The organism is Rahnella bruchi, from assembly GCF_003614975.1.
Taxonomy (GTDB): domain Bacteria; phylum Pseudomonadota; class Gammaproteobacteria; order Enterobacterales; family Enterobacteriaceae; genus Rahnella; species Rahnella bruchi.
In genome coordinates this window covers 17,876-28,820 of the sequence record NZ_QZWI01000027.1, presented here as the reverse complement: position 1 = coordinate 28,820, position 10,945 = coordinate 17,876, and the positions used below count along the sequence as shown (strand labels likewise).

8 protein-coding genes and 1 pseudogene are annotated in these 10,945 nt (G+C 50.8%); 6 read left to right on the top strand and 3 right to left on the bottom strand.

The window, feature by feature from the left end; all coding sequences use genetic code 11:
• Window positions 1-78: 78 nt before the first annotated feature.
• Window positions 79-424 (top strand): annotated as a pseudogene (locus D5398_RS25735) (IS3 family transposase); the annotation flags it as partial.
• Window positions 425-600: 176 nt separating this feature from the next.
• Here the strand turns inward: D5398_RS25735 and D5398_RS24425 are convergent.
• The gene (locus D5398_RS24425) at window positions 601-1,713 is read right to left on the bottom strand and encodes an ABC transporter substrate-binding protein (protein WP_120509936.1); all 1,113 of its coding nucleotides are present in this window, start codon (window positions 1,711-1,713) and stop codon (window positions 601-603) included.
• A 34-nt stretch (window positions 1,714-1,747) separates the two neighbouring features.
• Entirely contained in the window at window positions 1,748-3,877 is a 2,130-nt protein-coding gene (locus D5398_RS24420) for a TonB-dependent siderophore receptor (protein ID WP_120509932.1), read from the bottom strand.
• A 455-nt stretch (window positions 3,878-4,332) separates the two neighbouring features.
• On the opposite strand from D5398_RS24420, the gene D5398_RS24415 reads away from it, so the two are divergent.
• Window positions 4,333-5,220 carry a MurR/RpiR family transcriptional regulator gene (locus D5398_RS24415; RefSeq protein WP_120509931.1) on the top strand — a complete coding sequence of 296 codons (888 nt, stop codon included), beginning with the start codon at window positions 4,333-4,335 and terminating at the stop codon, window positions 5,218-5,220.
• A gap of 403 nt (window positions 5,221-5,623) precedes the next feature.
• A complete protein-coding gene (locus tag D5398_RS24410; RefSeq protein ID WP_244216841.1) occupies window positions 5,624-6,646 on the top strand; it encodes a hypothetical protein in 1,023 nt (340 codons plus the stop codon).
• Window positions 6,647-6,731: 85 nt separating this feature from the next.
• Here D5398_RS24410 and D5398_RS24405 read toward each other — a convergent pair whose 3' ends face one another.
• Window positions 6,732-7,526 carry an AraC family transcriptional regulator gene (locus D5398_RS24405; protein ID WP_120509934.1) on the bottom strand — a complete coding sequence of 265 codons (795 nt, stop codon included), beginning with the start codon at window positions 7,524-7,526 and terminating at the stop codon, window positions 6,732-6,734.
• Between the two features lie 74 nt (window positions 7,527-7,600).
• Between D5398_RS24405 and D5398_RS24400 the strand changes: the two genes are divergently transcribed.
• The 3 genes from D5398_RS24400 to D5398_RS24390 are packed head-to-tail and all read left to right on the top strand — an operon-like array spanning window position 7,601 to window position 10,804.
• Window positions 7,601-9,706, top strand: coding sequence for an FUSC family protein (locus tag D5398_RS24400; protein WP_120509930.1), 2,106 nt, complete (start codon window positions 7,601-7,603; stop codon window positions 9,704-9,706).
• Window positions 9,693-9,905 carry a DUF1656 domain-containing protein gene (locus D5398_RS24395; protein ID WP_244216840.1) on the top strand — a complete coding sequence of 71 codons (213 nt, stop codon included), beginning with the start codon at window positions 9,693-9,695 and terminating at the stop codon, window positions 9,903-9,905. The genes D5398_RS24400 and D5398_RS24395 overlap by 14 nt, the downstream gene beginning before the upstream one ends.
• A 2-nt stretch (window positions 9,906-9,907) precedes the next feature.
• Entirely contained in the window at window positions 9,908-10,804 is an 897-nt protein-coding gene (locus tag D5398_RS24390; protein WP_120509928.1) for an efflux RND transporter periplasmic adaptor subunit, read from the top strand.
• The last annotated feature ends 141 nt before the right edge of the window (window positions 10,805-10,945 follow it).

Here is a 10,945-nt window from a genome sequence, read left to right as displayed (position 1 = left end):
CTGATTTTGTCATGAGTTACCTCTTACTTGAGAGTTTACTCACTTAGTCGCGTGTCCACTATTCGCGGGTAGGATCAAATTTCCCCTTCTGAACTCAAACACATGCGGCAACTGGAAGAGGAAAATCTGCGGCTGAAGAGGCTGGTTGCCGATCTGAGCCTCGACAAGCCGATGCTGCAGGACGTGCTCGCTGGCACGCCCGCGTGGATGGGTCAGGGATTTACAGGCCCAATAGGGTGCCAGCGAAAGACAAATCTGTTTTGCGCTACGGCTCAGCCGCAGTTCGTTCAGATATCGTTCAGTTGCTGCCGATGACAACGCACTGCGCCTGTGTATCAGTGAGATCCCTGAAACACGAATTCACTACGCATATCGCCAGGTACACGTGATGCTCAGGCGGGAAGGTTGGCGCGATAACCACAAACTTTCTAATTTTTATGCATGTCTGAGTAAATTGTTATTTTCGCAAGTCCTACAAGGTAGATTTCTTTCATTATCCAAACAGTTGCGCATTAATGAAATTACCGGTGGAGTACGCCGTGTTAGCCTGTGCCTCTCCTGAAGTGAACACGGTTTACTCATTCCATTATGAGAAAAGATTTACCGACCTCCAGACGCAAAGAATGTGCCGCTGTAAGGTATCGGCAGATAATCAAGGAAGATTTGTTTCAACGTCTGCTCCGGTTCGATATCCGCAAACAGCTCGGGATAGAGCGTCTTCGCCATAAATTCAGTGGCGGCAACGTGCCATGGACTTAAGTAGAAATTCTGCCAAATTACGCCCGTGCGACCATTATGCAGAGCTTTCAGTTCACGTAATCCATTCTGTCTGGCCGTTAATTCACGCAGGCTTTGCTGCGCCATGCCGGGAGTGATCGCCGGACCGAGTTTCAAATCATTCTGATCTTCAGCAGCACCCGCACCGGTAGCGATGTAGACTTCGGGTTGCGCCATGATCACCATTTCCTCATTTAATCGTCCAAAGACGCCCTGTACCGTTTTGCTGGCGATGTTTTCTCCCCCGGCAAAGGACAGCAGTTCACCCAGACTTCCCTTTACCGCCGTTACGCAACATTCATTCCGGCGTCCAAGATGTAGCTGAAGCAGCACGGTTGGCTTTTTCCCGTGGTAGAAAACCAGGCGGTCATGGATGATCTGCATATGTTCATCGTAGAAGCGATTGAATGCCTGTGCCCTTGCGGTCTGGTTGAGCACTTCGCCAAGGATGGCCACACTGTGCGTGGTATTTTTAAGCAGATGAACCCGAAGATCTATTTTAACAACGGGAATATGCGCGGCGTCGAGCATGGTTCTCAGCCGTAAATCCGCTTCGTCATAGCGCGCCAGACTCGGCAAAATGACCAGATCCGGTTTGAGTGCCAGCACCTTCTCAGGGTTCATGTCATTGGTCCCGCCCAGCCCCAGCGACGGAATAGCCAGTATATCCGGAAATTTTTGCGCAAATATCGCCCAGGTCTGACTGTCATATTTCTTCAAATCAAGGGGCCAGCCGACGATGCGTGCTATCGGATCGCCGGGTTCCAGCATCGCCAGCGTATAGAGCATGCGACTTTCTCCCAGCACAATACGCTCCGGATTATCCGGAATTTCAACATGATTGCCGTCGATATCTATAATGGTCCGCGCCTGCGCTTTCAGACTTATAAGCGCCAGAAACAACATAAGCAGCAGGCTAATCAGCGCATGCAACATGCGCTTTTCGACGGGGAAGTAAGCCATAGTTCGATTAGAATTCAACACTTGCCTGCACCATGATATTTCGGGTTTCACCTTCTCGCACACGAAGATTACCGCCACTGGAAGTGTAGTAATGTTTATTAAACAGATTATTCAGGTTCAGTTTCAGCTGGGTTTTCTCACCGAACAGCCGGTTATTCCATGCCACGAAACTGTCAGCGACAACATAATCAGGCAGCGTGAAACTGTTTTCCGGATCCCCCGCCCGCGTGCCGACATACCGGGCTCCCCCACCGATGCGGAAATCTCCCGGCAGGCCGCTAATGGTCAGGTTATGACTCAGATAAAGTGCCCCTGAATGACGTGGCGCGTTTTGCAGGCGGTTGCCATTATTGGCGGAATTCACGCCATCATCGACAATTTCCGCTTTGTCATAGCTGTAATTTGCGCTGACATCCCAGTCAGGCAGAATTTCACCGTTGAGCTCAAATTCAGCACCGCTTGAGCGCGCTTTATCAATGGCGCGGGTGTTGCCGTTGATGCTGAGCGACATATCCCGCTCATCAATACGATACAGCGCCACACTGGCAAATAGGCGCGGTGTCATCTGCCATTTACTGCCCACCTCCCAGGTTGTGCCCTGCTCCGGCTTGCCGACGTTGCCGTCATCATCAACATCCGTGGACGGGGTAAAGGACTTGCTGACGCTGCTGTACAGGGACACATCAGGCGTGACTTTATAAATCACACCGGCCTGTGGCAGGAATTTATTGCCTTCAGAATCCAGTGTCTGAACAACCGGATCAAATCCTTTTGAAGCACGCTGTTCATAATGCTGATAACGGCCGCCGACGACGGCGATCCAGTTAGAAGTCAGTGAAATACTGTCTTTGGCATACACCGAACGGTTGTGGATACGGTTAAGGTTATTTCCGTTCGCCGTATTCTCGGTCGTGTTGTCAACAACCGGTGAGAGGATGTCGTACTGCGGATCATTGTAGTTAAAGCTGCTGTTCGCCTTACCCTGATATTGATGAGCACGATAGGTCTGGTTCATCTCATAATCCGTTCCCAGCACGATATTGTGATTCATGCCCAGAATGTCCTGAGAGCCCAGCAGATCCCAGGAGACATATTTGGTTTTATGATTAAAGCCGCGGTTAGCATCCGCCCTGCGCGTCACCGCACCGGTTGTTGTGTTCACTGCGGTTACCCTGACTTCGTCATTGTCGTAGCGGCGCTGGTTCCAACCCAGCGTCAGGCGGGTACTCCAGTCGTCGCTGAACTGCCAGTCATAATGGGCGTTCAGGGTTTTATTATGTCCCCAGGCCCGGTTTGACTTGTCGTCCAGCCGGTCTTTATAGCCGATATCGATCGGTTTGCCGTTAATAAAAGCGGTACCGCGATCGTAAGGAATGTCGTAGCGATAATCAGAATAACTGATCAGGAAACTGGCCTTTTCGCCATACCATTGCAGGGAAGGAGAAATTAATGTGTGCTTGTCACTGCCAAAATTACGCCAGTAATCCTGATCCTGTTTTTCAGCGATCATGCGAAATGCAAACCCGTTACCCAGCGGGCCGGTAACATCCACTGTCCCTGCGCCGCCGCCCTCACTGGCATAACGCCCGCTGACTTTCGTATGCCAGTCATATTGTGGCTTTTTGCTCACAAGATTAATCACGCCACCCGGGTTTTGGATCCCATACAGTAAAGAAGCAGAGCCTTTCAGCACTTCAACCCGTTCAGTGGTGGCATCAAAATTGAGGCCCTGGCTGCTGCGTACGCCGTCACGATAAACAGAACCATCAGAGTTGGAACCGAAGCCACGGCGGACAAAGCCATCCTCCGTGCCCGCCAGCGTATTGCCCTCGCTTACACCCGCGACAAAACGCATCGCGTCAGAAAGGCTCTCAGCCTGATAGTCATCAAGCTGTTGCTGAGTCACCACGCTGACCGACTGCGCTTCGTCAAGACGAGGTGTCGGCGTTTTGCTGGCGACTGAACTTGAGCCTGCGCTGTACCCCTGATTATTTTGCTCCTGACCGTTAATCGTCAGCGTATCGCCATCGTCCGCCGAATAACCGGTATTAGGGGTTATCATCGCGATGCCATAAATGGCGGCAATTAATGCAGGATGGTGTTTTCTTTTAAAATTAAATAACGCTTTATTATTCATTTAATTCGACCTGGTATGAAAATGACGCCTTTTTCCATAAAAAATTGCCAGATAGCGTTTAAACAACATCCACATAAAGAAATGGGTTATATCTTCTGGCTGTTCACTGACTTTTATTTTTATTGTGATGGAACAACAAATCACCCCACCAATGCAATTGATTATCATTCAATCACGCGATGATGTAGTAGTAAATTGTCTTTTTCAGTTTTCTGCTACACGTAGGTGCGTTAATCCGCGCCTTGACGGGCAAAGCAGGGATGCGAATAACCTGATGATTTTAATATATAAAGCAATAACACCTCTTCATCCAGATGAAAATCACAAGACTTTACTGCCCCGGATAAAAAATATCCTTCCCCCTAAAAACACTACATTGCTAAGATGGTTAAAAGCGTCCGTTAACCCGATATCATTATTAAGTGATTAAAAATTAAGAGGATAAATAAAACTCCATGGCTGATGTGCGAATTAAAAAAAGGATCGATGTTTTCGGAGAACGATATCGCGCACGGGCTCATACGCTCCCGCCAGGGTTGCAAACCGTTGCGTCTTATATCCAAAACAATCGTGAGGCAGCGCTGGACGCAACCGCCATGGAGATTGCTGCAGCCACGGACGTTTCTGACGCGACGGTGATACGTGCTGTCCAGGCATTAGGTTTTGCCGGGTTGCGGGATATGAAAAAAACGCTGGAGGCGTGGTTTGGGACATCGGTCAATTCTGAAGAAAAGATGATTACCACAGTCATCGAACTTTCATGTGATATGACGTCAGGAATGGACTTTGTACTCGACGGCCATAAACGCGCCTGTGATGCCCTGGCAGAACCCGCAAACAGGCAGGCCATTTCTGAAGCGATTGCCTTACTGGCCGGCGCCCGTCAGGTGGCGCTGTTTGGTATCAATGCGTCCGGTATTCTAGCCGAGTACAGTGCGAGACTGTTTACCCGTATTGGCATCCCCGCCATCTGCCTTAACCGCTCGGGTATTGCGCTGGCGGAACAACTGATCGGCCTGCAGCGCGGAGATGTGCTGATCATGATGGCACAGAAGAGTGCCCATCGTGAGGGGAAAACGACGGTACATGAAGCCAAACGTCTGGGAATTCCGATAATATTACTGACAAATGCCGCTGAATCCTTTTTTACCCGGGAAGCCACCGTCGTCATCAATGTCCCGCGTGGGGGTGAGAATGGCAAAATGCCTCTTCATGGCACTGTTCTGGTGTGTCTGGAAATGCTGATTTTATCCGTCGCGTCCGCGTCGGCATCGCGAACCATGAAATCGATGAAGCGCATCCAGGATCTCAATAAGGCCTTAAATGCTCCCCGTTCGAAATGAACTGACCTCTTAAAGCCAGACAAAAGTCTCCACCTGACATCTGGGGAGTCAACTCTTCGTTCTGGACTTCGGGGCTTATCAGACGTCTGTTCTTCTCTCGGGTATCATTTATTCGATCTCGCTGACCTGAGTGATAACAACGAGTATGAATGTTGTTATTCTTGAGGTTCGCTCTCTTCTATTTACAGTAATTTTAAATAAGCCCGGAACATGTCGTAAATAACATCATGATTATTTGGGTAAATAATTATTTCTTGGTGTGATCGTTATTCTCTTACTAACCTTAAGACAGCTAATGCAATCGTGAGATTATGTGCTGATATTAGCCAGGATAAGCAGTGACTATGACGGCATAAAATGCCTTCTTGCTATCAAAAATATGGCAATACATGGAGATGCCCAAATGACTGATCATCAAAGACCTGCCACTGAAATTTATAACGAACCGTTGATTGATCCTGTAAACGGCGTGCCGCTTAAGCGTATTTCATGGAGTGCTATTTTTGCCGGTGTGATTATTTCTATGGTGGTGTATTTGTTACTGGCAATATTAGGGACGGCGATAGGAGCCAGTGCGCTTGATCCCCTGAAAGAGCAAAACCCACTCGATGGTTTAGGGAAAGGGGCCGCCATCTGGACAGGCATTAGTATGCTAATTTCCATCGCCGCCGGTGCCTATGCCAGCGGGCGACTGGCCCAGCGTGAAGGTGCCCTGCATGGCGTATTGATGTTTGGTGTGAACACCTTAATTTGTACCTGGTTCCTGATTGCCGTGCTCAACAATGCGGTGAGCGGGGCAGCGAGTGTGGTGGGTTCCGGGCTGCAAAGCTTAGGCAGTGGAATATCGGCTGCGGCACCACCGGTAACGCAAATGGTGAAAGACAAGTTGGGCGAAAATAATATTAACCTGGACAGTTTGCAGAATGAACTTCAGACCACTCTGCGCCAGACCGGTAAAACGGAGTTGCAACCAGAGAATCTGCAAAATAAGACCGAAGGTGAAGTCAATAACGCCAAAAACCAGGCTACTGATACAGCCAATCATCCGCAAACAGCCGACACAGATATCACTAATTTTATCAAAGGATTGATTAACCGTAATGCAGATACATTCCAGGCAGCTGACCGTGATGCGCTGAAAAATATCATCAAAGCACGCACCGGAAAAAGCGATCAGGAAGCGGATCAGATTGTCAGCCAGGCTGAAAAAACCTACCAGCAGGCTCGTGCAAAATATGAAGAACTGAAACAACAGGCTGAGCAGAAAGCGCGTGAAGCAGCTGATAAAGCTGCAGCTGCAACCGCTAAGGCCAGTTGGTTTACCTTTGTGATGTTAGTCATCGAAGCTATTTTGGCCGGTTTTATGGGCATGCTGGGGCGCCGTACTCAACCCCGTGCCGTTTTCACTCACCAACGTCCGTTATAATATCATTCCTGTGAAACTTCGGGCGTAACCACAGGGAGGAGATGCCGATATCTCCTCCTTATTTATTGAGCGCCGGAATATGCAGTTACAACATATTTTTCCGCTGTGAAAAATACTGCGCAGGCGTGCTGCCCATCGCCTTCTTAAACATCGTAATGAAGGCATTAACGGATTCATATCCCAGCGCGCCAGCAACATTTTGTACCGGTTTGCCGCTCGCCAGTTCGCGTAAAGCCACCACCAGATGCAGCTGTTGCCGCCAGCGACCAAACGTCAGCCCCGTTTCCTTTATCCATAACCGTGACATTGACCGCTCACTCAGCGCCAGCCGTTTCGCCCATTCACCCAGCGTGCTGCGGTCATCCGGCTGGCTGACCAGAGCCTGCGCCATCGCATGTACTTTAGGGTGTGAGGAAACAGGTAAATTAAAGTTCTGCTGCGGCATGCCCGCCAGCTCATCAAGCGTGACGCGTGCCAGCCTGCCCGCGTGACTGTCCCGAGGATAATCTGCACTCTCCTGAACTAACCGGCCAATGATCTCCCGCACAAACGACGATAATTCCAAAGTGCAGCATTGTGCGGGTAACGCCACGGCGCCGGGCTCGATAAATAAATAGATAAGTCGTGCGTTCCAGGTGGCTTTAGCACTGTGGGGTACACCGCCGGGGATCCAGACACCGGAATTAGGCGGCACGATCCAGATATCATCACCGGCAGTGCAGGTCACCGCGCCATACAAGGTCAGAATAAATTGTCCCTTGCGGTGTGTGTGAACCGGCACCTCGGCCTCATGCTCGGTGAAATCGATTTTGCGCGCCACGGCAGGGCACGAGGTCAGATCCGGATCGTAAACAGAAATCGCTGAAACTGGGTTCTTCATATTGGCAAGATTTAGGTATTTATTGACAGAATACAGCATTTCCCCTTTATTGTAAGTCAGCAATAATCCGATCCATGAACACATTATCTTCTCTCTCAAACCTGCGGCATTGCGTAGCCGCTTTAACCCGTTCATCACAGACTTTTGTGTTACGCACTGCACTGCCTGAGGACGTCAGTGCCATATTGTTTTCCATCAAAAGTTTTGCCGCCGCCATGCTGGCTTATTACATTGCGCTGCGCATTGGGCTGGCCCGACCTTCGTGGTCGATTGTCACGGTCTATATCGTTTCCCAAACCTCGGTCGGTGCATCGCTCAGTCGTGGTGTGTATCGTCTGGCCGGAACAACAATCGGTGCAGCGGCGACCGTCGCCATCGTTCCAAATTTTGTGAACAGTCCGGTTCTGTGCAGCATCGCGCTCTCTGCATGGATAGCGTTTTGTCTTTATTTCTCACTGATCGACCGCACCCCCCGCGCCTATGCTTTTGTACTGGCGGGATACACCGCGAGCCTTATCGGATTTCCCGCCTTATCCGATCCCGGCGCGATTTTTGACACGGCCATCGTGCGCGTACAGGAAGTCTCAATTGGAATTCTGTGCGCCACGCTCATCCATCGTTATGTTGCACCCAAAAGGATCACCGGGTTATTTAACAAAAAGATGTCCGGGATGATGAGCGATGCCCGTCACTCGGTAGCAGCAGCATTACGCGGCACGCCACATCAGGATAGCGGAGCCTGGCGGCTGGCAACCACGCTTCAGCTATTGCAGGGGATGGGGACCCACCTGCCCTACGATTTCGCTAATAGCCTAACGCGCCGCAGGCACCGGAAGATGATCCATGACCGGCTCGCCCGCCTTGTGTTGGTGACTGCTGAACTGACTGATCACATTGGATACCTTAACGCTGGTGGCAAAAACGTCCCTGAATCGTTGCGCATCTTATTGGAAGATGTACGAAACTCGCTGGACGGTGAGGACGAACTTCCGCGCCGTCAGTCTTACCCAAATCTCATCTCGCGATCTCACGGACTAAAAACCGACCTTACTGCGAGCGCGCTGAGGATTGATGACAGAATTTACGCCAATCTGACCCGCCATTTGTCAGAAGCCCTCGAAATACTGCACGAATGCAATCAGCTTTTACGCCCGGAAATGCGCGAATATCCGGTCGCACAGAGTGATGAAAAACCGGCTACTGAAACGGCAAAAGGGTATATCTTTCATCGTGATCACATGATGGCCGCCCGTTCCACTTTCGGGGCATTTCTGACCATCGTCACCGGATGTCTGGTGTGGATTTACTCGGCCTGGCCGGACGGCGCGACGGCGGTATCTGTTCTCGGGGTCTGCTGTACGCTGTTCAGCAGTTTCGACACGCCCGCTCCGCACATTATGAAATATATTCTCGGATCGTTTTATGGCGTGTTAATCAGTCTGGTCTACAGCTTTGCCCTTCTTCCTCAGGTCTCAGATTTCCCTGTTCTGGTCGCCGTATTAGCGCCCGTCTTCATCTTTGCCGGTTCCTTACAGGCCAGGCCACCGACAACTTTTCTGGCGATGGGCATCACCTTAACGCTGCCGATTTTATGCGATCTGGGGTCTGCCTATCAGGGTGATTTTGCCGCTTCGCTCAATACCTCCGTTGCGTTATTTAACGCCACCGGCTTTAGCGTCATCACAATGAGCCTGCTGCAGACGGTGCAGGCTCAGGCGGCCATCAGACGACTGCTTACGCTGAGTCGCCGGGACGCCAGACGCAAAGCACTCAGACCGGCGGCCGATGAAACCTTATGGATAAACCTTATGGCTGACCGGACCGCCTTACTGCTCACCCGGTTACCCGGCGCGGCCGGTTCGCTAAATCATGCGCCTTTCGGAATTTTGCAATCCCTGCGCACCGGTCATGTTCTCAATCAGCTGCACCGTTTACACAAACAGGCTGCTGATGAAACCCGAGTGTCATTGCAGGGCTTGTTCTCCCTGATGGCCCGGTATCTGGAAAACAAGAATCAAACCGATACTTCACTGAACATCGCTGTGCAAAAACACATCGGGGACCTGATGAAGCTGGCTTTATCAGCGGCTGACGAACGCGCTGTCGCCCTTGCCGGGCTTCTTATCGATCTTCGGTTTGCTTTGGGTCTGCCAGAGGGCGGGAGAAATGATGATTACTGATTTCAATTTTGGCGGTGTGCTGCTGCCCGGTTTGCTGGTTATCGCCTCGGGGGATTTCTTGTGTCTGCTGATCCTGCTGCGGTTTCTGGCCTTTAGCTCAACTTACCGCGCTTTACCCGGCCGTCCGCTGGTAAATGTGGCCGCTTTCTTAATTCTCTTTGCCCTGCTCAAACAGGGTCTGAACGCTATGGGATTGTAAAAATGAAGTCCTTCCTGAAATCAACGGGGCGCTACGCGCTGACACTCATTGTGGCGGGAATTGCCATTGTCATTGCAGTGACCATGATGAAAAAAAATGCACAGACGCCCTGGACCCGTGACGGGCGGGTACGCGCCAACGTCGTGCAAATTGCGCCGGATGTGTCGGGACCGGTGATCACCGTGTCAGTTCATGACAATCAGTTTGTCCACCGTGGCGATGTGTTGTATTCCATCAACCCGCAATGGTTGCAGTTGGCTGTGGCTTCCGCGCAGGCCGACGTTGAAGCCAAACGACACGATATGTTGGTCCGTCAGGACTCCGCACGGCGGCGTAACCAGCTTTCAGGCGTTATTTCGAAGGAGGATTTGCAACAAACCAGCGGTGCCGCAAGTGTTGCACTGGCCACTTATCAGGGCGCTTTAGCCACACTTGAACTTGCCCGGCTCAATCTCGAACATGCCACTGTCCGGGCACCTGTCGATGGCTATGTCACGAATTTACGTCTGGAGCCGGGAGACTATGCCACAGCCGGAGTCACTAAAGTTGCTGTGCTGGATGCAGCAAGCTTCTGGGTTGTCGGATATTTTGAAGAAACGAAATTGCAATATATACGGCCCGGAGCCCCCGCTAAGATTGCGTTAATGGGATTCAACCAGACGTTATCCGGCCACGTTGAAAGTCTGGGTCGGGGCATTGATGACACCAATGATTCACCCGGAACGCTCGGTCTTCCCAACGTCGAACCCACCTTTAACTGGGTGCGTCTGGCTCAGCGCATTCCGGTACGGATCCATATAGACAACGTCCCGTCAGGAGTCAGTCTGGCCGCAGGAATGACTGCGAGTGTGGAGATCACGCTGCCCCTTCACAGAACGTCTGAATATCAGCGGCGTTAAAAGTGCTTTTTTTATGGTCCTTTGAACGTGTTCGCCGTTTTTCAACTCGCCAAACTTTCTATTAACTAACATATTTTGCTCTCTGAAGATTTTACTCCTATAAGAAACTTTAGGCTGTGAAAGAAGTTAAGTAGCCAATAT

Excerpts from the sequence above, each read along its gene's own strand:
- D5398_RS24425 (WP_120509936.1), bottom strand. The coding sequence starts at position 1,713 with ATGTTGCATGCGCTGATTAGCCTGCTGCTTATGTTGTTTCTGGCGCTT.
- D5398_RS24420 (WP_120509932.1), bottom strand. The coding sequence starts at position 3,877 with ATGAATAATAAAGCGTTATTTAATTTTAAAAGAAAACACCATCCTGCA.
- D5398_RS24415 (WP_120509931.1), top strand. The coding sequence starts at position 4,333 with ATGGCTGATGTGCGAATTAAAAAAAGGATCGATGTTTTCGGAGAACGA.
- D5398_RS24410 (WP_244216841.1), top strand. The coding sequence starts at position 5,624 with ATGACTGATCATCAAAGACCTGCCACTGAAATTTATAACGAACCGTTG.
- D5398_RS24405 (WP_120509934.1), bottom strand. The coding sequence starts at position 7,526 with ATGAAGAACCCAGTTTCAGCGATTTCTGTTTACGATCCGGATCTGACC.
- D5398_RS24400 (WP_120509930.1), top strand. The coding sequence starts at position 7,601 with ATGAACACATTATCTTCTCTCTCAAACCTGCGGCATTGCGTAGCCGCT.
- D5398_RS24395 (WP_244216840.1), top strand. The coding sequence starts at position 9,693 with ATGATGATTACTGATTTCAATTTTGGCGGTGTGCTGCTGCCCGGTTTG.
- D5398_RS24390 (WP_120509928.1), top strand. The coding sequence starts at position 9,908 with ATGAAGTCCTTCCTGAAATCAACGGGGCGCTACGCGCTGACACTCATT.